The 23,757-nt window shown below is 42.0% G+C and carries 23 protein-coding genes and 1 pseudogene; 6 read left to right on the top strand and 18 right to left on the bottom strand.

Annotated elements, in window-relative coordinates:
- The 9 genes and pseudogenes from ACFVSH_RS12855 to ACFVSH_RS12815 form a co-directional block, all read right to left on the bottom strand.
- On the bottom strand, positions 1-1,059 hold a 1,059-nt coding region (locus ACFVSH_RS12855; protein ID WP_387706240.1), incomplete at its 3' end, for a mannitol-1-phosphate 5-dehydrogenase.
- Positions 1,060-1,064: 5 nt separating this feature from the next.
- Positions 1,065-3,155, bottom strand: a complete 2,091-nt coding sequence (locus ACFVSH_RS12850) for a BglG family transcription antiterminator (protein ID WP_387706238.1) — start codon at positions 3,153-3,155, stop codon at positions 1,065-1,067.
- Positions 3,156-3,241: 86 nt separating this feature from the next.
- On the bottom strand, positions 3,242-5,185 hold the full coding sequence (locus ACFVSH_RS12845; RefSeq protein WP_387600778.1) for a PTS mannitol transporter subunit IICBA: 1,944 nt from the start codon (positions 5,183-5,185) through the stop codon (positions 3,242-3,244).
- Positions 5,186-5,388: 203 nt separating this feature from the next.
- Positions 5,389-6,681 (bottom strand): CitMHS family transporter, encoded by a 1,293-nt coding sequence (locus ACFVSH_RS12840; RefSeq protein ID WP_260285588.1) that lies wholly within the window; start codon positions 6,679-6,681, stop codon positions 5,389-5,391.
- Between the two features lie 241 nt (positions 6,682-6,922).
- Positions 6,923-7,268, bottom strand: a pseudogene (locus tag ACFVSH_RS12835) (AraC family transcriptional regulator); the annotation flags it as partial.
- 122 nt (positions 7,269-7,390) lie between these two features.
- On the bottom strand, positions 7,391-8,077 hold the full coding sequence (locus ACFVSH_RS12830; protein WP_387600773.1) for a response regulator: 687 nt from the start codon (positions 8,075-8,077) through the stop codon (positions 7,391-7,393).
- An 11-nt stretch (positions 8,078-8,088) separates the two neighbouring features.
- Positions 8,089-9,666, bottom strand: a complete 1,578-nt coding sequence (locus ACFVSH_RS12825; protein WP_387600770.1) for an ATP-binding protein — start codon at positions 9,664-9,666, stop codon at positions 8,089-8,091.
- Positions 9,667-10,030: 364 nt separating this feature from the next.
- On the bottom strand, positions 10,031-10,459 hold the full coding sequence (locus ACFVSH_RS12820; protein WP_387706236.1) for a collagen-like triple helix repeat-containing protein: 429 nt from the start codon (positions 10,457-10,459) through the stop codon (positions 10,031-10,033).
- A gap of 229 nt (positions 10,460-10,688) precedes the next feature.
- The gene (locus tag ACFVSH_RS12815; protein WP_387706234.1) at positions 10,689-11,597 is read right to left on the bottom strand and encodes a DNA-3-methyladenine glycosylase family protein; all 909 of its coding nucleotides are present in this window, start codon (positions 11,595-11,597) and stop codon (positions 10,689-10,691) included.
- Between the two features lie 168 nt (positions 11,598-11,765).
- Here ACFVSH_RS12815 and ACFVSH_RS12810 point away from each other — a divergent pair, with 168 nt between their 5' ends.
- Both ACFVSH_RS12810 and ACFVSH_RS12805 read left to right on the top strand, forming a co-directional pair.
- Positions 11,766-12,365 (top strand): bifunctional transcriptional activator/DNA repair enzyme AdaA, encoded by a 600-nt coding sequence (locus ACFVSH_RS12810; protein WP_387600761.1) that lies wholly within the window; start codon positions 11,766-11,768, stop codon positions 12,363-12,365.
- Complete coding sequence (locus ACFVSH_RS12805) at positions 12,352-12,876, top strand: methylated-DNA--[protein]-cysteine S-methyltransferase (protein ID WP_387706232.1); 525 nt, start codon at positions 12,352-12,354, stop codon at positions 12,874-12,876. Before ACFVSH_RS12810 ends, ACFVSH_RS12805 begins: the two co-directional genes overlap by 14 nt.
- A gap of 58 nt (positions 12,877-12,934) precedes the next feature.
- On the opposite strand, the gene ACFVSH_RS12800 is transcribed toward ACFVSH_RS12805, so the two are convergent.
- The 4 genes from ACFVSH_RS12800 to ACFVSH_RS12785 all read right to left on the bottom strand — a co-directional run bounded on the left by ACFVSH_RS12800 (position 12,935) and on the right by ACFVSH_RS12785 (position 14,986).
- Positions 12,935-13,372 (bottom strand): DUF2690 domain-containing protein, encoded by a 438-nt coding sequence (locus ACFVSH_RS12800; protein WP_387601034.1) that lies wholly within the window; start codon positions 13,370-13,372, stop codon positions 12,935-12,937.
- 90 nt (positions 13,373-13,462) lie between these two features.
- The gene (locus ACFVSH_RS12795; protein ID WP_387706230.1) at positions 13,463-13,924 is read right to left on the bottom strand and encodes a DUF2690 domain-containing protein; all 462 of its coding nucleotides are present in this window, start codon (positions 13,922-13,924) and stop codon (positions 13,463-13,465) included.
- Between the two features lie 658 nt (positions 13,925-14,582).
- Positions 14,583-14,750 carry a hypothetical protein gene (locus tag ACFVSH_RS12790; RefSeq protein ID WP_387600752.1) on the bottom strand — a complete coding sequence of 56 codons (168 nt, stop codon included), beginning with the start codon at positions 14,748-14,750 and terminating at the stop codon, positions 14,583-14,585.
- 20 nt (positions 14,751-14,770) lie between these two features.
- On the bottom strand, positions 14,771-14,986 hold the full coding sequence (locus tag ACFVSH_RS12785) for a transporter suffix domain-containing protein (RefSeq protein ID WP_387601032.1): 216 nt from the start codon (positions 14,984-14,986) through the stop codon (positions 14,771-14,773).
- A gap of 322 nt (positions 14,987-15,308) precedes the next feature.
- Between ACFVSH_RS12785 and ACFVSH_RS12780 the strand changes: the two genes are divergently transcribed.
- Positions 15,309-15,989, top strand: a complete 681-nt coding sequence (locus ACFVSH_RS12780; protein WP_387600749.1) for a copper homeostasis protein CutC — start codon at positions 15,309-15,311, stop codon at positions 15,987-15,989.
- Between the two features lie 197 nt (positions 15,990-16,186).
- Here ACFVSH_RS12780 and ACFVSH_RS12775 read toward each other — a convergent pair whose 3' ends face one another.
- The 5 genes from ACFVSH_RS12775 to ACFVSH_RS12755 form a co-directional block, all read right to left on the bottom strand.
- The gene (locus tag ACFVSH_RS12775; protein ID WP_387706242.1) at positions 16,187-16,981 is read right to left on the bottom strand and encodes a putative protein N(5)-glutamine methyltransferase; all 795 of its coding nucleotides are present in this window, start codon (positions 16,979-16,981) and stop codon (positions 16,187-16,189) included.
- Between the two features lie 196 nt (positions 16,982-17,177).
- Positions 17,178-17,915, bottom strand: a complete 738-nt coding sequence (locus ACFVSH_RS12770; protein ID WP_260286727.1) for a MerR family transcriptional regulator — start codon at positions 17,913-17,915, stop codon at positions 17,178-17,180.
- Positions 17,916-18,164: 249 nt separating this feature from the next.
- Entirely contained in the window at positions 18,165-19,019 is an 855-nt protein-coding gene (locus tag ACFVSH_RS12765) for a pentapeptide repeat-containing protein (RefSeq protein ID WP_387600743.1), read from the bottom strand.
- A gap of 42 nt (positions 19,020-19,061) precedes the next feature.
- On the bottom strand, positions 19,062-19,541 hold the full coding sequence (locus ACFVSH_RS12760; RefSeq protein ID WP_387706228.1) for a VOC family protein: 480 nt from the start codon (positions 19,539-19,541) through the stop codon (positions 19,062-19,064).
- Positions 19,542-19,664: 123 nt separating this feature from the next.
- A complete protein-coding gene (locus ACFVSH_RS12755; protein WP_483878303.1) occupies positions 19,665-20,174 on the bottom strand; it encodes a GNAT family N-acetyltransferase in 510 nt (169 codons plus the stop codon).
- 305 nt (positions 20,175-20,479) lie between these two features.
- On the opposite strand from ACFVSH_RS12755, the gene ACFVSH_RS12750 reads away from it, so the two are divergent.
- The 3 genes from ACFVSH_RS12750 to ACFVSH_RS12740 all read left to right on the top strand — a co-directional run.
- Entirely contained in the window at positions 20,480-21,046 is a 567-nt protein-coding gene (locus tag ACFVSH_RS12750; RefSeq protein ID WP_260286723.1) for a sigma-70 family RNA polymerase sigma factor, read from the top strand.
- The gene (locus tag ACFVSH_RS12745) at positions 21,043-22,182 is read left to right on the top strand and encodes a DUF4179 domain-containing protein (protein WP_387706223.1); all 1,140 of its coding nucleotides are present in this window, start codon (positions 21,043-21,045) and stop codon (positions 22,180-22,182) included. Before ACFVSH_RS12750 ends, ACFVSH_RS12745 begins: the two co-directional genes overlap by 4 nt.
- Positions 22,183-22,414: 232 nt before the next feature.
- A partial coding sequence (locus tag ACFVSH_RS12740) for an L-cystine transporter (protein ID WP_387706221.1) occupies positions 22,415-23,757 on the top strand: 1,343 nt, incomplete at its 3' end.

Genomic DNA, 23,757 nt, shown 5'->3' with positions numbered 1-23,757 from the left:
GGCTATACCGTGTTCTTTGATCATCGCTTGCAGTTTAAGGGCTTCTTCATCTTCGTTAAAATCAAAGAGTAAAGCGGCGGCTATCGCTTTCGCCAGATTAGTATAGGAAAGTCCCGCTTTTTTAGCTTCTACGGCAGGACGGACGAGGCGGTCGTTTGGTCCGAGCTTGCGCAGCGGTGAACGGCCGACTCTATTCACCGAGTCATTCAGGTAGGAGTTTTTAAATCGATTAATGATTTTCTCGATATACTGCTGATGCTCATCTGCATCCAAACCGTATTGCTTTATTAAATAGGCGCCCGTTTCCCCTAGGGTATTCTTGACTTGCTCTACAATGCCTGCGTCCTCCAATGATTGGTCAATCGTCGATTTTTTATTTTTGAGATAACCGAGGTAAGCTATGACGGCATGTCCAGTATTAACGGTGAACAGTTTTCTCTCAATGAACGGGGCGAGTTCTTTTACAATGGTCATCCCTTCAACGGCAGGAATGCTTTCATTCGTTTCAACGACCCATTCATAATAAGGTTCCACCAAAACATCGAGTGATCCTTCGTTATTTTGGATAGGAACGATGCGATCGACTGCTGAGTTAAAGAAGTATACTTTTCCGGCTAGTTTTTCTTTTGTATCTTGATCCAAGTTTTCTAGAATGTAGCCTTCTAAAAGGTCTGTTGCCGATATTTGGTTTTCACAAGCGATCACATATAGTTTTTCATCGGTTTCCTTCACCCTTGAGGCTAATCCTTTTGCAATTAAAGGAGCGATATGAGGCAAAATATTAGGACCGATAGCAGTGGTGAGGTAGGTTGCTTCGGAAATTGCTTTAATGATTTCCTCTTCCTGCTTTAAGCTGTTTAAACCCGAAACATTTTCTACGGTTACGGATTCTTGTTGATCAGTAGCCAGTTTGACTTGATATTGCTTTTTATCATTTAATTGATCGATGATTTGATCGGCTATGTCCACAAATGTCACATGATATCCAGACTGTGAAAAGAGTGCGCCGATAAATCCTCTTCCAATGTTTCCTGCACCGAAATGTACTGCTTGTTTCATTACAATCATCCCTTTATCAAGTTAGTATATAAATAGTCCAAAAATATGGCTTCCAGCCTTCTGTTAATCATTTTCTCGTCCGAAGATGAAAAAATCATGATGGATTCATTGTTTTCAATTAAGCTTGAGCTTATTAAGCTGACGATTTCCTGCTGCTTCACACTCAATTCCTCAGGTGCCAGCATCAGCAGTAAATTTTTCATATGGACGTCATTTCCATCCATACCTTTGACCAGATGATATTCCTCCAGGTGGGCCAATTGGAATATCAGTTTTTTCACATTCTTGTGTCTCGTATGGAAAAGGCCCATTCCAGTGCCAGGAATGCCTAAACCACCTTTTTTTTCCCGTTCGTTCAAGGATCCGACCACATCATCCGCACCGATTAGCAGTGATTCATTTTCAGCCATCCTGACCATTTCTTCGATGATTTCTGGATGTCCTTTCAGATGCGGCAGCCGATAAAACCGGAAATTATCCATGATCGACTCGATGCTCTGCTGGGCATCTTTCAATTCCTGCAGCACTTCTTTCAATTCGCCATCCTCTTTTTTGGCCAGGGTTTCCTTAGGGGCTGAATGACTGACATAACGCTTATTCTTCGTGAAGTTTTCAATATTCTTCCTTAAATAATTCCTGATGTTCAATATATTCTCTTCACTCAAAAGAGGGGATACAAGAATATAATCACTATCGATATACGGAAGCCGGACGGTAGAAATGATCACATCATAGTTTTTCAGGCTGCCCTGCTGTTGGATGTCTTTGATCGTCTTGATTTCTACAGTCTCGATTTCGATGATTTCTTTTTTGATCCGGCTTGCAAGCATTTTCGACGTGCCGATACCTGTCGGGCAAACGATGAGTGCCCTTATTGATATTTCTTCCTCCCGCAGCACTAATGCAGATCCGAAATGCAGGACGATGAAGGCTATTTCATCTTCAGGAAATTCTTTTATTTCTTTGAATCCCTTTTCCAGACTGGTCTTTACTGCCAAAAAGAGAACCGGATACTTTCTTTTAATATCTTCGGTTAAGGGGTTGTACAATCCCATTTCCTGTTTGATCCGGAAAAGCGATGGTTCCATATGGGCAAGGAGACCTTGATACAAGGGGAAATCCTTGGTCAAATCGATTTGCAATTGTGCCGAAACATCTTTTATCAGGCTTCTTATCAGTTGGCCAAGCAACACACTGTCATATGGAACGGCATCCGCTGCATGAAGCTTGGAACCTTTCAGGATGGCAGCCAGGTAGCTTATATCATCGATGGTAAAAGAGACTTCCAGCAGGGCGCTTAGTTCCTTGCCTATTTTATTCATGAGATTATTCTCATCGGAAAGTTCGCTTATTTTCTTGAAGTCCTTCTCCAAAAAAAATTGGCTTTCATTCCTTTGCAGGGTTACATAAATATGTACAATTAACCCTATATACCCGCTATCCGCCAAACGGGAATGGACACTGTTAAACGTGGAAAACAGCACCCCGTCGATAGCCAGAAGATATTCGGGATCGAAATAGTCGAGGATTTTCGCCTCTGGGAATTTCCCTTCTTGCAACAAAAATAAACTTTCAATCAGCTCTTCATTAAAAAAGTGCAGGAAATAGGCGGCCTGGGCTTTCCGTTTATTTTCTTCAGTACCGGCAAGCTCTATTCCGACTCCCCTTTTTCTCGTAATCACGATATTAAAATTCTTTAACCATTCAGTCAGTTCGTCCAAATAGGTTGTAAGAGTCGTTATGCTTATACCGAGATCCCCCGCAAGAACTTGAGTTTTATAAGATTCTTCTTGCAGTAAAGCTAAAAGGAGGTGCAACTTTCTTTCTTGAGGCGTTTGATCGATTGGATGATTGCCCATCAGGTGCTGTACAAGCCGAAAGACTTGTTCATTCTTCCCGTCGATGGTCAGTCCCTCATGTGTATTGCGTGTTAAATGCAACTCAAATGATTGCAGGATTTTTTCTATGGACTTCAGATCACGTTGAACAGTCCGGACACTAACATTCAATTGTGTCGCAATGGATAAGGCTGTATGTTTTCCAGAAGTTTTTATGATCAATTCTATGATTGATTTTTCCCTTGAAGTAATATACATGCTACCAACTCATTTCTGGTGGAGTAACACGAGAAAATACTGAATAGAAAAGCGTCAAACGCTTTTCTATTCTAGGTTAAGTGTATTTAATTATTTCCGACATTTATAATATCCATCAATTCCCTGGCTGATGTGGCTTTAACCATCTTTTCGATATTCTCCATTTCGGAGCAGGTAACTGCAATGCCGGATAGAATTTCAAGATGTGTCCCGTCCTTGCCGGCGATGCCGAATATCAATCGTGCCTTTTGGCCGTCAAAGTCGACACCATCAGGAATTTGCAGAACGGTAAATCCGGATTTAAGGACATCTTTCTTAGCTTCTTCGGTTCCGTGCGGAATGGCTACATCATTCCCCATATAGGTTGAAGTCAATTCATCACGGGCAATCATTGCTTCAATATAGTTTTCCTTAACGTAACCTGCATTGACTAAAGCTCTTCCTGCAAAGCGGATCGCTTCTTCCTTATTGGCGAATTGTTGATTAAGGAAGACGTTTTCTTCGCGAAGCAATTCATTATCATCCTGCTCATCATCGTTGATGCCAGGCTCAATTGAATGTTCACGAACACCGGGAACCTTCTCTTCAGCATCTTCGACGATTTCATGCAGCTCATCGGTGCCATCGTCCTGAAGCCGTGCAAGCAATGAATCGTATTCAGGGCTCGATAGGAAATTATCGACCGATACATGATAAGCATTCGGCACTTTATTCTGTGCCCTTGGAGTTAACTCTTCCTGTGTTATGACGATTTGTGCATCAGCAGGAATGTTCGAGATCGCCGTATTGGTCACGGTGATATTCAAACCGGCTTCCTTCACCTTCTTGCGAAGCAGCGAAGCTCCCATCGCACTTGACCCCATTCCAGCATCGCAGGCAAATATTATTTTGCTGACGCCTGATGGCATCGTTCCCGGATCTGAAGCGAATACATCGGCAACAGAGCTTTTCTTGCCTTTCATTTCTTGCATTTTTTTCGCGGCATCTTCAATATTCTCTTCAGATTGCTTTCCTGTTTTCAGGATGAATGCACCGATGATGAATGAAACAAGGGCCGCTACGATCACGCCAGCAAAGTTAGCAATATATGCGCCTGCATTATGCGGAGTTACTGCTGTAATGGCAAGTATGCTGCCTGGAGAAGCAGGAGCGAACAACCCTCCGCCCAGTAGGACCAATGTGAATACTCCACTCATGCCTCCAAGAATGACGGCTAAGAATAACATCGGCTTCATTAGGATATAAGGGAAATATATTTCATGAATCCCGCCGAAGAAATGAATGATGGCCGCTCCTGGAGCCGATTTCTTCGCCGTTCCCTTTCCAAAAAAGCAATAAGCAAGCAAAACGCCGATACCCGGTCCAGGATTGGATTCCAAAAGGAACAGGATGGAAGCCCCTGTTTGTTTAACTTGCTCTACACCGATTGGTGATAGTACACCATGATTGATGGCATTGTTCAAGAACAATACCTTGGCAGGCTCGATCAGGATACTTGTCAACGGCAGTAAACCTGTACCGACAAGCCAATCGACTCCGGCTACAAGCCAGCCTGTAAATACGTCTACAGCAGGCCCGATGGCCAAGAAGGATAGAATGGACAATAAGCCGCCAATTATCCCCGCTGAGAAATTATTAACAAGCATTTCAAAACCGGCTTTTATTTTCCCTTCAATCAATTGATCGAATTTCTTGATGACATAACCGCCGAACGGTCCCATTATCATGGCGCCAAGGAACATCGGGATATCAGATCCCACGATGACACCCATTGTCGCAATGGCACCGACTACGCCGCCACGGTGGTCATGGATTAACTTACCACCTGTATACCCAATTAAAAGCGGCAGCAAAAACGTAACCATCGGTGTAACCATTTTGGCAAGGCTTTCATTTGGCAGGAAACCAGATGGGATGAATAGGGCAGTGATTAGCCCCCATGCTATGAAAGCTGATATATTCGGCATGACCATTGAACTTAGAAAGTTACCGAACTTTTGAACTGCAACTTTTATATTAAAGTGAGCCATTTTACTCTCTCCCCTTCATAATTAATATAGTTTCCTTTAATCTTAAGGTACGTACCTTCCTCATTCAATAAAAGTAAAAGCTAACTTTGTCGCGAAAGAGAAGACAAACATAATGTATCTCACTTTTTCTAGATTTATTCAGCGCTTGATGCAGACAGAAAAGAGTCCCGTTCGCATCTTGACGAACGGGACTCTTTAAAGCTTTATAGTGGGATGATTCCCAATAGGACACATACCACTATCATGACAAGCGTCGATCCGCATGCCCATTTCAGGAAGGTACGCTGCAATGCACCGAAATCTTCGCCTACCATTCCAACCAATAGATAGGTAGATGGAACAAGCGGGCTTAATAGATGGACGGGCAACCCTAATAGTGAAGCTCTGCCGATCAGGGCAGGGTCAATTCCATAAGCAGCTCCCGCTTTAGCAAGCAATGGGAGCACACCATAATAAAATGCATCATTAGACATGAAGAACGTAAAAGGTGCTGAGATGACGGCTGTAATGACGGCAAAATGTGTGCCCATTTGATCTGGAATATGCTGAATCAAAGAGTTTGCCATGGCATCGACCATTTCCGTTCCGGCAAGGATTCCAGTGAAGACACCTGCTGCAAAAATCATCGAAATTACAGATAAAGCATTGTCTGCATAGTTTGCCACACGCTCTTTTTGATCACTGAGTTTCGGATAATTGACCGTAATGGCAATCGCGAAACCTATCATGAACAGAACCGCTGAAGGCATAAGTTCCATGATCAGCGCCACCAGCAATGTAAGAGTCAATGCGTAATTGAATATTATCAATTTAGGACGCTTAAGATAAGCATCTTCCGTTGCAGCCGCTTGCTGTGCCATAACATGATAATCTACTTCAATGATCCCGATTCTTTTTCTTTCTTTTTTACCCAGGCAATATGCCATGAAAAGGACGAACAGGACTCCGCCGATCATCGCTGGGATGACAGGAGTGAAAACATCGGACATTTCAAGTTTTAAAGCGGTCATCACCCGTGCTGTAGGGCCTCCCCAAGGAAGAAGGTTCATGACTCCGGATGACGAAACGGCAATACCGGCCAATACAAGCGGCCTCATGCCAATCCGTTTATATAGCGGAAGCATGGCTGAAATCGTTATCATATATGTGGTTGTACCATCTCCATCCAAGGAAATCAGCAAAGCCAGGACGGCCGTGCCGATGGCGATTTTCACTGGATCTCCTTTTACAACCTTAAGTATCGTATTGATGATCGGATCAAAAACGCCAGCATCGATCAAAATGCCAAAGAAAAGGATCGCAAATAAAATCATGATTCCCGTTGGCGCAACACTTTTGATCCCTTCCAGCGCCATCTCACCCATTTTACCGCCAAACCCGCCAATAAGTGCAAAGGCACTTGGCACTGCAATCAAAGCTATCATGGCTGAAAGTCGCCTTGTCATAATTAAAATCATAAACGCCGCTATCATCAAGTATCCTAATAAAGCGAGCATATCAATCACTCCTTATCTTCTAATAAGGTAAATTGTATATGAAACCGCTTCATTTGTAAGCGTTCTCAATTTATTGTGTTTTAAAACTATTTTGTTAATTATGTTCATTGTGTTCACGGAAGCGATTTTTCGAGGCTGAGCCGGCGCCACTCATGGGTTGAATGGCGGGTTCCTTAAGCGGATGATTGCAATTATTAAGAAAACTTTGACTATATTTTTGCAAAGGCATGCTGCTGCGCATTCATTCTTCAAAAGATAGATTTGCCGGTCCATCCAAAAGGTCACAGCCGTAATCTATATTGGTCGTAGGTGTATCTTTACTGACTTCCTCGAATTCCAGTTCATCGATCCATACCTTTCCACGCCCTGATAGAAGGACCCCGAATGAAATGATGGCACTGTTGTCGGGTACATCCAAGACAATATAATAATGGTTCCATTCCGTATCGTTAACGATGGGCCGGTACCCCCACATTGTCGAATTGCAAAACATCATGAAGGACATTATCCACCCTCATCCATAAACCACAAAATCCATCAACATCTTTTGATTTTATAAAACCCGACAGTTTCATTCTTTTACTGATGATGGGACTGTATCTCATTTCCGAACCTTCTTAAGAATAAGATAACAGATTAAAACATCGTTTTTTTTTTGAAATCGCATAAAAAAAACACCTCCAATCTTGAAGGTGTTTCACACTTCATTCTAAATTTTATAATATCTTCGCTCAGGTCTTCCCACTACCCCGTATACGACTTCCGCTTTACATTTCTTTACGGATATCAAATATTCCAGATAGCGTCTCGCGGTTGTCCTGGAAGCGCCGATCTGTCCGCTCACTTGCTCAGCCGACAAACCGATATCGCTTGCTTTGAGTACCTCGATGACTTTCGCCAAAGTGATTTCGTCGACCCCTTTCGGTAAGGCCGGCCCATCGTTCGTTTCCGAAACCGCAGATCCCTTATTCAAAATGAGATCAACAAAATCCTGATCTATCTCTTGTTTGGACTTCATCAGATGGACCTTCTTCAGATACTCTTCGATAACTTGGTTGAAACGCTTCATTTCCACTGGTTTAATTAAATAATTCTCAACACCATAGTGAAGCGCCTTTTCTAGTTGGTCTTTATCCGTTGCCGCGGTAATCATGATGATATCCACATTCGGAAACTTTTTCCTTACGTCCGGAAGAAGGTCTGTACCAAGTTGATCCGGCATATAAACATCAAGCAAAAGCAGATCCGGGCTTTTTTGCTCCAAGATCCGAAGCGTTTTTTTTGCGTTGACAGCTTTTCCGACCACTTCTATTTCATCAAAGTTTTTTAAGAATTTTTCATGGATATCCGCTATACGAAAATCATCTTCCGCGATGACTGCTCTTATCTTCAGCATTCTTTCCCTCCTCACTGTTCTTTAGGAAGATACACGGTGAATATGGTGTTTCCATCCTCGCTGTGAACTTCGATGATGCCGCCCAGCTCTTTGACGACATGATCAGCATTCGCAAGTCCATAACCACTCGGACTTCCGTTGTTTTTCGAAGTGAAACCCCGATCGAAAATATGGGCGACGGCATCCTCAGGTATTCCTTTTCCGTTATCACTTACTTCAAATACCATATCATTTCCAATATCTGTGGCGAAAAATTTCACGAGCGGCTCTTCCATGCTTGAAACCGCTTCAAGTGCATTATCGATAATGTTGCCCAGAATCAATGTTAGTTGTGACAATTTTATATGATCCGGCAGTTTCTCTAGGTAACTTTGGGCATCTATTTCAAAGATGATCTTCTTCTCCGATGCCTTCCCTATCTTTCCAAGTAAAAGGGCTTGTACCTTTGTATCCTTGATCTGTTCGAACACGACACGGTTCAGGGAATGCAATTCGGATGTTTCGCTTTGAATCATATCTATCGCTTCATCATATTCGCCTAATTGTATCAAACCTGAAAGGACGTATAGTTTATTGGTGAACTCATGGGTTTGTGCCCTCAAATCCTCTGAATGCATCTTCACTTCCGATAATGTGTTGACCATTTCCTCAATTTCCGTTCGATCACGGAACGAAGCGACAACACCGCTTACCCCTTCACTATCGAAGATTGGTGTACAATTGACGATAACGGATTTGTCTTTCCATGAAATCTCCTTATCCACCTGCGGTTCACCGGACTTCAGCACTTCGAATAAATATTTCGAAGGGAATAGGCCATCCACATTCAAATGGCGAACGGACTCTTGAATATCGAGCAATTTTTTTGCCGGCTGATTCATCGAAGTAATCAACCCATTTTGGTCAATGGCCAGAATCCCTTCTTTCACCGATTGAAGCACTGCATTTTTTTCTTTATATAAATTGGCGATTTCAAATGGTTCCAGCCCCAATGTATCTTTACGTATGCTCCTTGCCAGCATATAACTGCCAATGATCGATATCATGATGGCCACTAAAGATACAATCATCTCTTTGGACAAATCCTTGAATATTTGGGCGCGGACATCGTCCACTAAAAAACCGACGGAGACGATTCCAATTATTTTTCCATTCGCATCGAATACCGGTGACTTCCCCCGAATGGAAAGACCGAGCGACCCTGCCGCTTCGGAGACATAATATTCGCCTTCCTGAATGGCCCTGGCATTATCCCCGCCTTCCATCCGCTTCCCAATTTCGGAAGCCAGCGGATGGGAATAGCGAATGCCCTCTTTATTCCCGACAACGATGAACTCAGCTCCCGTTTCCCTGCGGATCTTTTCGACAATCGGCTGGATTGTGCCTGCGGGATCATCCGTTTCAAAGGCCTCTGTAACCGTAGGCATGAAACTAATCGTCTTTGAAAGTTCCAAAGCCAATTGACTTTTATCCTTCGCTATTTGCCTTCCTTCCATATAGGAAAAAGAAGTCGTCAATAAGAGGATCAAAAACAGGCTCAACGATAAGACTAACCCAAGAATCTTTGTTTCTAGCGATACTTTCCTCATTTTCAGCAGCATCCTCTATTTTCATTTTCATTCACTAATTTTATAGAAGCATAATGATTTTACCATTTCTATTAAATATTGAACATTGTTGGCCGTTTATTTCACCACATTCAAAAATGTTTCAAATGACTTAATGCTCATCATCACCCTTTTGCTTATTAATGATTTTTTTCCAGTCCGTTTACTATCTCATATCGTTTCATCCGAGGTGCTTCTTGGGGTTATGATCGGTTTATTTCTCAGTGTCCTATCCTTTCTTTGGATAGTGCTGCTTCTTTCTTGCTACCATATCGTTTCTTACTGGAAGAAAGCAAAACAGACTGAAACCTAAAATGCTCAAAGGAAACATCTCCTTTGAGCATTTTCAAAAACAGGTAAAAGAATTGATTTGTCTTGTATCAATGCCAAAAATCGTCCAGAACCTTCCATTCCACCTGAAGCCTGCAACAGATCGCGGACCGACAAAAACGGGATAATACCAGAAACTCGCACCATTATTTAGCCATATAAAAGTATTCCTAAACAGACAAAACGAAATGGCACCTGGATCTACGGCAAATGTTGAAGCCGATTGCTGTTGGGGGATGAACGCTGGCGGGGGAGCTGTTGGTGCTTGCGATCCCGACGGTGGCCCTGGAAATTGAGGCGCACCGGGAAAACCGGGTTGGCCTGGAAAGCCTGGCTGCCCTGGAAAGCCTGGTGATCCAGGGATGTCTGGAAAGCCGGATAGACCGGGAAACTGCCGTTCAAGAAAAACTTGATCTTCATAATGATACGTCGGGTACATATACATGGTCATTCACCTCTATATGATGGAATGGAATAATGTATGTTATATGGACTAAAGATGTTTGGGCTGGATATGCAGTTTGTCTCCGGATTTAGAGATATATCGACGCAATCTATAGTTTTATCTCCGAATTTAGAGATATATCGACGTAATCTATAGTTATATCTCCGAATTTGGAGATATTTCGACGAATTCTACTGTTTTATCTCCGATTTTAGAGATATACACGGGGTCAATATAGCAATCTCCATAAATAGAAGGTCGCATAGGATTCCCAATCGGCCCACGCTTCCGATAGTTTCAGGATTTCCGCTTTCGTTGGTTTTGCTTCCGTTTCCATGACCAGTTTCATGGAATTATGCAGCCCGACGTCATCGATGGGAAAGGCTGCTGGAAAACGCAAACAGCGCATCAAGACATAGTTCGCTGTCCACGGACCGATTCCCCGTATTTTGGTCAGCATTTTTTCGGCCTCTTTTACATCCTTTGCATTCAACAGCTTTTCTTTAGTAAGTTCCCCTCCTGCAATCAGTTGAGCAACGCCTATTAAATATTCACACTTCTTCACCGTCATCCTCAAATCGGCAAAATCTTCGACCGTCAATTTTGCGATCACATCAGGCTTTGGAAACAGCCAATATTGCTTTCCTTCGAATTCAACAAAATCACCAAATCCCTCCACAAGCCTCCGTTTCAAGGTATAGGCATAGGTCAAGTTAATCTGCTGCCCCAGTATTCCCCAGGCAATCGCTTCGAATAAATCCGGGATGCCCATATTTCTCAAACCGAAGAATTGGCTTACCGGCTTGTGCAATAAAGGGTCGTTTTGGGCCATCTCATAAAAAGGAAGCAGGTTTGTCTCAAGATCGAACCAATGACGTACGTATTGGGAAACAGCATCCTTTACCTGATTATCCATCGGTGCAGTTCGTCCTGGAAACCGAACGGTCAGCTCCGTTTCATCCACCGCACTGATTTCCACTAAGAGTGTCTCGTTCTCGATAACAAGTGCTCGATAAATTTTTTGATCAACAATGTCGAACAGACATTCATTGGCCGATCTTGATAAGTATGTAAGATTTTCCGAAAAGCTAAACTCCTTTGGTGCATGAATCCTCAATTCAGTCATGCCTTCATCCATTGATATGTCCTCCTTTGTCCCATTCTCTTTATACTAATGAAAAATGGATTCGTTATCTTGCGCTTTCATTTAACCCCCTTATTTTAACATTACGTTATCTTGCTTTTATATTATCAATATGTTTGTATATCAACCCTTTCTTGTATACTAAAAGCAGAGGTGAATGTGTTGAATCCAAAAAAGGCTGATTTCCCGAATGAATATTGGAAAGCTATTATAGATTGTGATGCAGCATATGATGATCATTTTTTATACGGTGTAATTACGACGGGCATCTTTTGCAGGCCCTCCTGTAAATCCAGGGTGCCGAATAGGGAAAACGTGAAGATTTTCAAAAATGCCATGATGGCTTTGGAAGAAGATTTCCGGCCCTGTAAACGATGTAAGCCGGAAGGAATGAATTTGCCGATAGAAGAATGGGTTGAACAAATAGCCGAATGGATCGACACCCATTACAGCGAACCCCTCACATTGAACAAATTGGCGGATATTTCCCACGGGAGCCCCTATCATTTACAACGATCATTCAAGCGGGTGAAGGGAATCTCGCCCACTGAATACATTCAACGGCTACGCCTTGAAAAAGCAACGTGGCTGCTGGAAAAGTCCGAACGGCCAATAACTGAAATAGGCCTGGCTGTCGGGTTCTCTAGTACACCCTATTTCATGACGCTATTCAAAAGGAAAATGGGGATTACCCCTTCAGGATATCGGAAAGCTTATCTCAAAACTCAAGTTTTGGAGCGTGAAGAAAATGAAGAATGGTAAAGAACAAACCATCGATTGGGCCATATTGCATTATGATAGATGGCAGTTATATGTGGCCAAAACGGAAAAAGGGCTTTGCTATGTAGGCTCTCCTAATCAAACATATGAAGAACTGAAGTCTTGGCTACAAAAACGCTTTCCAAATGCGAGACTTATTGAAAATGAAAAAGCATTAACACCCTATCTAAAAGAACTCCAAGAATATTTCGGAGGGACCAGGCAGACCTTCTCACTTCCGACAGATGTAAAAGGCACGCCCTTTCAACAAGAAATTTGGGCAGCGCTGAATCAAATACCTTACGGAAAAACCTGTTCCTATTCCGATATTGCCCAAATCATCCAAAGACCTGCAGCTGTTCGGGCGGTCGGTACGGCCATTGGTGCCAATCCTGTTCTGATCACAGTGCCATGTCATCGGGTTATCGGAAAAAACGGGAACATTACCGGTTACCGTGGAGGTACGGATATGAAACAATATCTACTTCATTTGGAAGCGGAAATGAAGGTATGAGCACAATCTGACCAAAAAAAAGCATCCGACCATCCGGATGCTTTTTTTCCTTAGTTTTTTAGTACCAAATGGTCACCGCTTTATTATATGCATCACTATTAGGTATTGCATGTATCCCTTGGGCCTGTGCTTTGCGCGGGTCCAAACCATATACCATTGGTGTATAGCACGAGGTCTGCCCTTTGTTCACGACACCATTGCCCCCGGAACTGGCGCATGTATAGGCTTTACCATCAGTGCTTCGGACGATCCTGGCATCCGCTTCATGATTGTATACGGCGGGACGTGTCACGGTCACTTTTGCCCAGGCGGTTTTACAGACAGTGCTGAATTTCAATTCTACGTACGAATTGGAATCGATCCATTTTTTATCCTTCGTTACCGCCGAACTTGCACAACTATTATAGAATGGACTTTTCCCATCATAAGAATGCGTTTCGGCCAGAGCCTGATTTTTTCCAAATCCAAAATCGACAAGAAACATCGACAAGGTCATCACCACGGATAAACCTATCATTTTCAGCTTATTATTCACGTCATTCATCCTTTCTTTGCATAAAAGTAGATGAAGGATTTTGCTTTATGATTAATACCAGCCAGTTTCGCCTGCCGTATATGGCCAGTATGCAACCGCTTGGGCTTTTCGCGGATCTAGATCATATACCATTGGTGTATAGCACGACGTTTGACCTTTATTTATTTCACCATTTCCTCCAGGAGATGCACAGCTAAATTGTTTATTATCAGTATTTCGGACAACCAATGCCGTCGCTTCCCCGTCTGCTTTAGCCGGTCTGCTTAGAGTGAGCTTTGCCCAAGCTGTTTTGCAAGTTGTACTGAATTTCAACTCTAAATTTGCAGAAGCACCGTTTAAATTAATTTTCACATTCTTCTTCGTTACTGCACTGTCCGCACAATTGTTATAGTAAGGACTTTTTCCATCGTAGGTGTGTGTTTCTGCTGATGCTTTGCTTGCAAAAAGATCAAGGGAGCCAAAAAGGACTAAAGAAGCTACAAAAAATGAAATACATAAAACCATTTTCTTCATTATTTCACTCATCCCCTTAACAAAATTTGTACACTGTTCATCTTACGATTTTGTCATATTCTTACAAGTGATAAATTCCCTAGTTCATGAAAAACTGCATCCCCGCCTTTAAAAGGCAGCCTGCCATCACTATTACAGTCTGGTATGCCTCGCTTCATCAACCCAATCACCACAGGACAAAGTCATTATGCCTATGAGCAATTCAGGACAAATACGGGAACATCTAAGGACATATGAATGTCGCGTTGAGACAAAACGAGCCAATAGGCTGCCGTTGACCGGGAAAGACACAGGTCGATGTACTTAATGTTTTTCAGAAAAAAGAAAAGCCCCGACAAAACTCGAATCGTTTTGTCGGGGCTTCATTTTCATTTAGTGGGGTTTTCCCTGATCAATCTAATGATGCCTGCATAATAGGAAAGTTCATGCGGAACGACTCATCCCTTCCGACAAAGCGATCGATCATCATCCTACGGCCTTCGTGATTCATTTCAACTCCCTTAATATCCACTTGGCCCTCCGCTCCGGTCCAAAGCTTTTCGAAGTCATTCAGCACTCTTCTGGGCAGGGTGAAATCGATGTGCACTTTCATATAGAAGGACGTTTGTCAGTACTTTGTCGATGAAATTTTCTTTCGTTTGATGGTATTCAATGATCCCTAATCGGATAATCTTTTTTCATCGCACAACGATGCTGAAGATATAGGTAATCCACGCCCGCTTCCGAACCAGCAGGCCAATGCCCCAAATCTATGTACTTCCACACGTGAAGCTACGCCTGTTTGAATGCGATTTGAATCGAAAGCTTTCAGCAACTCAGTTTCCATGGAGCTCCACTCCCATTGCTTCACCCTTTTTCTTTTCTCCAATTTTTCGGGTTTAAATAACCTTTATATTTAGCAGCTACTTCTTTCCCGACCAATAGCGCGCCTGCCCAAAACATGACTTCCGCAAAGACGATCGCACCTGTTATGACCCCTGCTTTAGCCGCAGTCGAAAATGGCGTAAAAGGAGCTATGACAGGAATGATCCAAGTGAGAAGGGAAATGATCAGAAATCCCATCCCTACTTTGTAAAACCTCGATTTCTTTAATTCCTTACCTTCTTTATCCAATTAAAAAACCTCCGTCATGATGATTTTCATTTAATTATCCCGCCAGACATTCCACTTTCAAATAGTAATAGATTCTTTTTTTATACGTTCGAATGTTCATTTCGTTTCATAAATATGAGAAATAAATAAAATCCATTTGAGGAAAACTAATGAAGGTATTTGATGAGAGGTCATGGGATCTATTAATGAATTGACTTTACTATTCTTAATGGATTTAATAATCTTATACAAGCTATTCTTATAACTCTTGCATGCAGGAAAGGAAAATCCAATGTACATTGAATTCATTGCCACAACGATAGAAGATGCCATTACAATCGAAGAATCGGGCGCAGACCGAATCGAGCTTGTCAGTTCTTTGGCCGAAGGGGGATTAACTCCAAGCCACGCCCTGATAGAAGCTGTCGTCCATTCAGTAAAGATACCAGTCAACGTGATGGTGAGGCCCCATAGCCAGTCGTTTTGTTATACCCAAAAAGATTTGGAAATCATGAAAAAAGATATCCAAATCATTCGTTCACTTGGAGCGAACGGGGTCGTTTTGGGTGTATTAAATGAAAAAAATGAAATCAATCGACCTTACCTCGAAGAATTATTGACGTTATGTGAAGGTTTGGAGATTACATTCCACCGAGCCATAGATGAAACAAACGACCCGGTCATTTCAGCTGAAACACTGGCACAATATCGAGAAATCACAACGATATTGACGTCAGGCGGGCATGGGGATTTCCCCAGCCGCATGAAAACGATTCAACAAATGAAAAGAGTCTGCGGCGACATAGCGATACTGGTTGGAAGCGGCTTAAATAAGGATAATATCCTTGCTATCCATTCCGAACTGCATACCGGTCACTATCATTTCGGTACGGCTGTTCGAAAAAACAACAGTATCATTGAAGGAGTTACATTAGAAAAAGCTAAGGAAATCGTAAACATGCTAAAGAAATAATGTCGGAAAGGGACCGCTTCTTTGGTCCCTTTTATGATGCAGATCTCTTTTTTTATAATAAGACCGAGTCCCAAAACCAAATAAATAGTGCCGTCAAAAGCAAGCACCGAATTATAAATGAATACAGCCAGCAAAGAGAAAAACATAACTTCTTTGTTCCAATCGGTAATAGAAAAAGCGCCATTAAAAACATTTCTTTACAGTGCGGGCCTGGTTCCAATTACGACAGTGGCGTCCCGTTCAACACACTTTACCACCCGTGGCATCACCCCGTATCCAGCAAAGATTTCCACGGTCTGCATCGCTTGCCGCTCACTGGTCTCGACTAACAAATGGGAGCCCGGTGCCAGCCAAAGTGTTGCCGAAGCTGCCACCCTTCGCTGGACATCAAGCCCGTCCGCCCCGCCGTCTAATGCCACCCACGCCTCATGCATGCGCGCTTCATGGGGTAGTAGACCGATTCCCCCAGTAGGGACGTATGGTGCGTTTGCGACCAGTACGTCAACACGTCCCCGTAAATTGGATGGAAGTGGTTCATAGAGGTCCCCTTCGTATACCTGACCATTGACTGAAGTGACGTTACGACGCGCGCACCGCACCGCGGCCGGGTCAATGTCGACGGCGTACAATTCGATATCTTCGAGAACATCGCCCACAGCGGAGCCAACCGCGCCCGTACCACAGCACAAGTCCACCACTACTGCTCCTGGCATAGCAAGTGCTGCCGCTTGGCGGACTAAAAACTCGGTCCGTCTGCGGGGTACGAAGACTCCGGGGTCAACTTCTATCCGGATACCGCAGAATTCCGACCAGCCGATGACGTGTTCAAGAGGCAAACCCGCTATCCGTCTATCCACCATCCCGGCCAATTCGGCCGTTGTCCCTGCCGCGCTGATGAGCAATCGGGCCTCTTCCTCGGCGTAAACACAGCCTGCGGCCCGAAGTTTAGTGACAATGCTTATATAAATGGCCTTTCCATTAAAAACTGCCACTTTACTTCCATCAACATCATTGATTTCCCCGAGGTTAAAGGCGGCATTCCTAAATTCCATAAGTTTCCCCCTATTCTCCATAAATCTGAATATTAAAAACATTACCATAACTACAGTATACAGCTTCTTAAACTGACCGTCCCTTTAGCTATAAAATAAAAAGGTTGCCGGAGCAACCTTCCATCTAATCTGGGATTCAATTTTTGTTAGCGTCAGCAAAATGACCCATCGCATCACACATGAATTTTGCTAAACCATCACCGTATTTGTCGATATTTTTAGTGAAGCGTTGATCATTCACGTACATTTGACCTAATCCCTTGAAAGCATCCAGTGAGTATGTGCCGAAGTTATTGTTCAAACAATCATACCATTCTTTAATTGCCTCTTGTACCTCCTCCGACTTGGGCGAGTCATTTCGGAATGACGCAAGTTTTATATAGATATCCGATACAATTTTCTGTGCATCTTTCGACATGCCCGCCACTTTAGCCTTCGACTCATCGACAGCTTTATCCCCCCAAAGCTTGCGGGCTTCTTCTTCATATGGATTCTGACTGAAATCAAATCCTTCAAATTTTTCTTTATTCGTCATTTGAATTTCCCCTTTCATATGCTTAATCGATTTTTCAACCGTCTTAATTAATTTATCGAGCTGACTGCGTTTCTCCAGTAACATTTTTTGATGTTGCATTAACGCATCTTGTTTATCAAACGAAGAGCTGCTTATCATTTGTTTTATTTCCTTTAACGGCATGCCAAGTTCCCTGAAGAACAGGATTTGCTGCAACATCTCAAGATTATCGTTCGAATATAGGCGATAACCTGATTCGGTTATTTCCTCCGGCGATAATAACCCGATTTCATCATAATAATGCAGTGTCCGCACACTAATGCCAACTAAATCGGCCAGCTTTTTCACTTTCATTGCCACTGCTTCTTACCTCCCTTCGATATCATTTACTTTAAGGTATTACGCAACGTCAGAGTCAAATGGAAAAATGAAAATTTTCCGCCCAATTACAAAAGACGATCCTTCCTAATGAAGAATCGCATGTTAGTAGAATTTTAGGATTAAAGCTAAATCTATGTATAAAATTTTCCCATTACTCGTGAATTAAACAATTTTCATTCATGGGGCGTATACTCTGCATGAATGTTAGCTCTGATCTTGGCTTTCCTTCTATCTCCAATGATCGGGAATGCTTAATGTGCGCGGCAATTTTGTCTTTGTATCGCCTTTAGCCGAGTTAATCTGTGCTTGTGTGATGAAGAAACTCCCAGTGAGATCGGCACCGCTTAAATCAGCGTCCCTAAAGTCTGCACCGATAAGATCCGTCACTCTCATGTCAGCTTCTCTGAGGTCGGATGCGATAAGTAAAGCTCCTCTTAAGTTCGCTCCCCTAAGGTCAGCGCCTCTCAACTTTGCACCGATAAGGTCACTTCCCCTACCTATTTTGTTCTGTTTTTTCTGATTTTTATTTTTATTAAATGATGCCTTTGCACGTACGAGTTCACTTGTGCGCAGAAGCAAATCATTAACGATCGCTCTATGAGCTGGTACATTCAGGTCCATGATAAACTTTGGACTTTGCTTAGTGAGATATTCCGTTTCTTCAAAAGCAGCCTGCAAATCTTGATAAAGAGGTTTCGCATCTTCTAAACTCAGTGCTTCATTTAAGTAACAAAGCATTTCATGAAGTTGTTGCATAATAGGAAACACATCGAACATTTCCTTTGCTGACGCTGGGTTGTCTCTCCAATCGTTTCCAGCATATGTGAGTTGAGATACCTTTTGCCCCGCACCGAAGCATTCATATACCGTACAGCCCCTAAATCCTTTTGCTCTGAGATTTTCATGGATGCCGCAACGATAATCCGATTGAAGGTTTGAACATGGTGTACCTCCATCTTTATCAAATGCAAAATCAGCAGATTTTGCATAAGGCAAAGCTACACAGCACAAACCAAAACAATTCTCACAGTCTGCACGTAATTGGTTAAGAATACTATCGTGATTCGTTAATTGATTAAACAATCCTTACACTTCCTTCTATTAAATAAAACCAATCGTTTCATGCTAGTTGATTTTTTTGTTTTCTTCTATAGAATTTAGTTCTTCCCATTCTTCAAGTGAAAGTTTTTCGGTCATATGCTTATATGCATCAGGGACTTTTATCGAACACATGAGTTCGAGGCTATTTCCATCCGGATCATTGAAATAGACGGAAGCGTTACCTTGGTGCGGGCGCACAAAAGGTTCAATCGACTTCCTTTTTCCAAAAGGGACGACTTCAATTTTCAGGGATTGGAGCCAGGTTAATGCATTTTTCATATTATCATAGGATACCCGAAATGCGATATGCCTTAGTGAAGGGTGGTATGGAGTTTGATAATCTTTCCCTTCCCATAATCCGACCCAGCTTTTGTTTTCCTCTATCCAAAAGAAGGCAGTTTCTTCATCCCTCCAGGCTAGTTTCAAGCCTATTTTCTTATAAAAATCCATAGAGATGGCCAGGTCCTTGACGGGTAGATGGGCTTCATATAAACCTTCTATCATATTATATTATCCTTTCTCTTTTTAAATAATGAAATCTTTTGCAGCGAAAATATCTCGGGATTATTTCTTCATCTCTTATATCCTTTACAATTTATACGGTCTATTATATAGAAGAAAATGGATTTAAAGGTTTCTACCATAATGGTAGAATATTAGCTTTTGACCGGAATCCGCACTAATTTCCTCATTAATCGAGATCCGTTCAAAACCGTTTTTCACTAAAACCTTTTGGGAGGCAATGTTGTCGCTTGTCGTTTTGGCTTGTATTTGAGTCACATTCAATTCCGGCGCCAGATTAGCCAAAAGCTTTAAAGCTTCATTCGCTATCCCCATTTGCGTAAACGCTTCACCGATTCTGTAGCCGACATGAGCCGTACCCTTAATGGGATCGATATCCACAAGGTTAATCCGGCCGACGATTATACCTGAACCATCCTTAATTAAATAAAAAGAGGAGATGGCATCTTCTTGTTCTTTTAATAATTCCTTGTGCCTGATCTCAAACGTTCCAAAACTATAATAGTCGTCTCCCCGGCATGGCACCGTTTGCTCGAAAAATCTTCTATTATTGCATTCAAATGCAAATAACGCTTGTGCATCCTGTTCATTTAGCCTGTGAATGTATATATCCATCATTCCTTCATCCTTTCAAAAAAAGCCATGCATACGCGACCTAATATATCATTCAAGAAAACCAAGGGATTATCCTTCATCATAAATATATATCGAATATTTTTTCATTCAACAGTCTTTAGCAGCAATCAAGTGTTTTAGTTAAAGAATCTATTTTTAATCGTTCGATTTTGCCAACAAGCCGTTTATATGGACAACACTGTCGCATACTGACAATAAAAATTCAAAATAGTTGAGAATAAATCTATTTACTCACGTTGTATTAAGTGTAAAAGCTTTTACAAAAAAACAAGGGGAATCATGTCATGAAGTCTACTGATATAAATTTTATCGAGCGGTTGCAACGCCAAGAAGAAGACGCATTGGAATTTATAGTGGATACCTATTTACCACTAATCAAGGGGGTCACCTATAAGGTTCTCTCACCTCTTGGGAACGACGGTGTCATGGAAGAATGCATTAATGATATTTTTCTTTCTATCTGGCACAATTCAAAAAAGTTCCATGGGGATACAACAGATTTCAGAAAATGGATCTGTGCGATCGCTAAGTTTAAGGCGATTGATTATTACCGAAAAGCCCTGAAGAAAATGGAGCTTACATCAGGTTACACAGAAGCAGATCCAGAAAAATCCGCTGAAGACGAACTGATTATACTCGAAGACAGAAAAGAACTACTTCAGTTAATTGACCTTTTAGAACCTGTAGATCGGGATATTTTTATCATGAAGTACTTTCTTGGTTTAAAAAATGAGGATATATCGATAAAACTCGGGTTGACCAAAGCATCAATTGATAATCGAATTTATAGGGGAAAAAAGAAGCTAAATCAAAAAGCTATGAATCTTAAGTTAGGAGGCAGTGTCGTATGAAGGATATTTATGAATTATTGAATGATATAGACATAGACGAAACTGAATTTAAGGAAATGGAAGTCACCGAACTAGAAAAAGCTAAAGTCAAAAGAACCCTAAAAAAATCAATACACAAGAAGAAAAAAATGAAACGTTGGCAAAAGAATGTTCTGGCTGCTTCCATTATATTCGGGTTATCCACCGCAACGATTGGATTCTCGTTTACCGCTTCTGCTAAAAGCATTCCTTTGATAGGAGATATTTTCAGCTATTTTAGTAATGAAAACTCAGGTCTCCCCGATAATATCAAGAATAATGGAAAGGGTCTTTATAGTGATTATAAGGCCTACTCTAACAAAATTGGCTTTACCGAAGAAAGCAATGGCCTTACTTTCACGATAAATGACGCCATTTATGACGGAAAAACAGTAACCATCACTTACACTATTGAAAGCGAAGAAGATTTGGGTGACGGATCATTCTTCATTCCCAGCCCGAATATAAAGGAAATGAAAGCCCAAGGGGGATCGGATGGAATTTCAAAAGTGGCTGATAAAAAATATGTAGGCTTATTGACAGTTAGTGACTTAGAAAATCTTAAAGAAGATAAGGTAAATATAGATTGGGATATAAACAGCATCAGTATTACCGACATGGATAAAGAGATAAAAGGAAATTGGAACTTCGCTTTCTCTCTAAAGGCAACTGAAAGCAACGAGAAGGTCATCAATAAAAGTGTGAATCAACATGGAGTAAAAGTATCCGTCGAAAAACTATCGATCTCGCCAATGTCCTTTGTGGTTGATTATCATCAAGAAGTGTCCGAATCAATCAAAAACAAGTGGGATGATGCCTATGTGGAGTTGACCATTAAAGATGACTTAGGGAATGTATACGATGGTCAAGAAAACGGAGGAAGCGGTATCGATTCTTATAATTTGAACTTCAGCAAAACATTCGAAAAAATCGTTCCGGATGCTACGCAATTGATTGCAACACCACATATAACATTACGTAATTACACTTCAGAGAACCACGGAGAAGTAACCATAACGGAAGATGGTGAAGAAAAGGTGTCATCCTTCCCAACAAAACCGGGAATTGCTCCCAAAGAGTTGGTATTGGATGATATCGTGATTGATTTGAAAAAATAACAATTTCACCTACAAGAGGTATACTGAACCCTTGATCCCAGATTGGGAAAGGTTCATGTATACCTCTTTTTTGTGACTCCTTATTCAGTCCATGAATAAGGATAGATACATGAATTAGTTGAAAAGTCAAAAATAAATTATTTTCTTCTGGTAAAAAATCAACGGATGATGTATCATAGTCTTCAGATATTTATTATTCTTATTTGGTTAATCGGAATTAGGAGGAATATATATGATTGGTTATGTGTTTTTAAATCTTGCCATAATGCTCGTTCTTTTAGGCGTTTTATTTTACATGAATAAGAAGCATGTTTCCTTTACAAAAAGGGTCTTTACTGGACTTGGTTTAGGGATTGTATTCGGACTTCTTTTGCAGTATTTCTATGAACCCCAGTCAGAAGCGATCGTTAAATCGGTCGATTGGTTTAACATTGTAGGTTCGGGCTATGTCAAGTTCCTGCAAATGATCGTCATGCCGCTTGTCTTCATTTCGATCTTATCCGCATTCACAAGATTGAAATTGACTAGCAATATAGGAAAGATCAGTGTGCTGATCATCGGAATCCTGCTTGGAACGACGGCGATTGCAGCAGCTGTTGGGATCACCTCGGCAACTGTATTCAATTTGGAAGCCGTTCAAATTGAGCAAGGGGAAGCGGAGTTAAGCCGCGGGGATCAAATCTCGGAAACTTACGGTACGATTCAGGATAAAACGATGCCACAGCAAATCCTTGAATTGATTCCGTCCAATCCGTTCCTTGATTTAACGGGAGCACGTCCGACATCAACCATTTCCGTTGTAATTTTTGCTGCATTCCTTGGGATTGCCTATTTAGGAGTCAAACGCAAGCAGCCTGAACATGCTGAATTTTTTGCTAAAATAGTAGATACATTGCACAGCATCATCATGCGTGTCGTAACATTGATCCTGCGATTAACGCCTTACGGAATCTTGGCGATCATGACGAAGACGGTAGCTACGAGTGATTTGGATGCCATCCTGAAATTGGGGAAATTCGTGGGAGCCTCTTATGTCGCCCTGATCGTCATGTTCCTCATCCATTTGCTATTGCTGATGCTTGCAGGATTGAACCCAATCGTATATTTAAGAAAAGCTTTCCCGGTATTATCGTTTGCCTTCACTTCAAGAACAAGTGCAGGAGCTCTTCCATTGAACATCCAAACACAGAAACAGCTAGGGGTGTCGGAAGGTATTGCCAACTTTGCCGGATCCTTCGGCTTGTCGATCGGTCAAAACGGCTGTGCCGGAATCTATCCAGCCATGTTAGCGGTCATGATCGCTCCAACGGTTGGAATCAACCCACTGGACCCTTCATTTATAGCCATGTTGATTGCCATCGTGGCCATTAGCTCTTTCGGGGTTGCAGGTGTAGGCGGAGGAGCAACCTTCGCAGCCATCCTGGTATTATCTGCAATGAACTTGCCAATCGCCTTGGCCGGACTGTTGATTTCCGTCGAACCATTGATCGATATGGGAAGAACGGCCGTGAATGTCAGCGGAAGCATGACTTCCGGTATTCTGACCAGTAAAATAACGGGCGACCTGGATAAGGA

The sequence above is a fragment of the Peribacillus sp. NPDC058002 genome (genome assembly GCF_042886655.1).
GTDB lineage: Bacteria > Bacillota > Bacilli > Bacillales > DSM-1321 > Peribacillus > Peribacillus aracenensis.
The sequence above is the reverse complement of the archived record's forward strand: the minus strand, read 5'-3'. Positions and strand labels throughout refer to the sequence as shown.

Excerpts from the sequence above, each read along its gene's own strand:
- ACFVSH_RS12850 (WP_387706238.1), bottom strand. The coding sequence starts at position 3,155 with ATGTATATTACTTCAAGGGAAAAATCAATCATAGAATTGATCATAAAA.
- ACFVSH_RS12845 (WP_387600778.1), bottom strand. The coding sequence starts at position 5,185 with ATGGCTCACTTTAATATAAAAGTTGCAGTTCAAAAGTTCGGTAACTTT.
- ACFVSH_RS12840 (WP_260285588.1), bottom strand. The coding sequence starts at position 6,681 with ATGCTCGCTTTATTAGGATACTTGATGATAGCGGCGTTTATGATTTTA.
- ACFVSH_RS12830 (WP_387600773.1), bottom strand. The coding sequence starts at position 8,077 with ATGCTGAAGATAAGAGCAGTCATCGCGGAAGATGATTTTCGTATAGCG.
- ACFVSH_RS12825 (WP_387600770.1), bottom strand. The coding sequence starts at position 9,666 with ATGAGGAAAGTATCGCTAGAAACAAAGATTCTTGGGTTAGTCTTATCG.
- ACFVSH_RS12820 (WP_387706236.1), bottom strand. The coding sequence starts at position 10,459 with ATGTATATGTACCCGACGTATCATTATGAAGATCAAGTTTTTCTTGAA.
- ACFVSH_RS12815 (WP_387706234.1), bottom strand. The coding sequence starts at position 11,597 with ATGGATGAAGGCATGACTGAATTGAGGATTCATGCACCAAAGGAGTTT.
- ACFVSH_RS12805 (WP_387706232.1), top strand. The coding sequence starts at position 12,352 with ATGAAGAATGGTAAAGAACAAACCATCGATTGGGCCATATTGCATTAT.
- ACFVSH_RS12800 (WP_387601034.1), bottom strand. The coding sequence starts at position 13,372 with ATGACCTTGTCGATGTTTCTTGTCGATTTTGGATTTGGAAAAAATCAG.
- ACFVSH_RS12795 (WP_387706230.1), bottom strand. The coding sequence starts at position 13,924 with ATGAAGAAAATGGTTTTATGTATTTCATTTTTTGTAGCTTCTTTAGTC.
- ACFVSH_RS12790 (WP_387600752.1), bottom strand. The coding sequence starts at position 14,750 with ATGGAAACTGAGTTGCTGAAAGCTTTCGATTCAAATCGCATTCAAACA.
- ACFVSH_RS12785 (WP_387601032.1), bottom strand. The coding sequence starts at position 14,986 with ATGGGATTTCTGATCATTTCCCTTCTCACTTGGATCATTCCTGTCATA.
- ACFVSH_RS12780 (WP_387600749.1), top strand. The coding sequence starts at position 15,309 with ATGTACATTGAATTCATTGCCACAACGATAGAAGATGCCATTACAATC.
- ACFVSH_RS12760 (WP_387706228.1), bottom strand. The coding sequence starts at position 19,541 with ATGATAGAAGGTTTATATGAAGCCCATCTACCCGTCAAGGACCTGGCC.
- ACFVSH_RS12755 (WP_483878303.1), bottom strand. The coding sequence starts at position 20,174 with ATGGATATATACATTCACAGGCTAAATGAACAGGATGCACAAGCGTTA.
- ACFVSH_RS12750 (WP_260286723.1), top strand. The coding sequence starts at position 20,480 with ATGAAGTCTACTGATATAAATTTTATCGAGCGGTTGCAACGCCAAGAA.
- ACFVSH_RS12745 (WP_387706223.1), top strand. The coding sequence starts at position 21,043 with ATGAAGGATATTTATGAATTATTGAATGATATAGACATAGACGAAACT.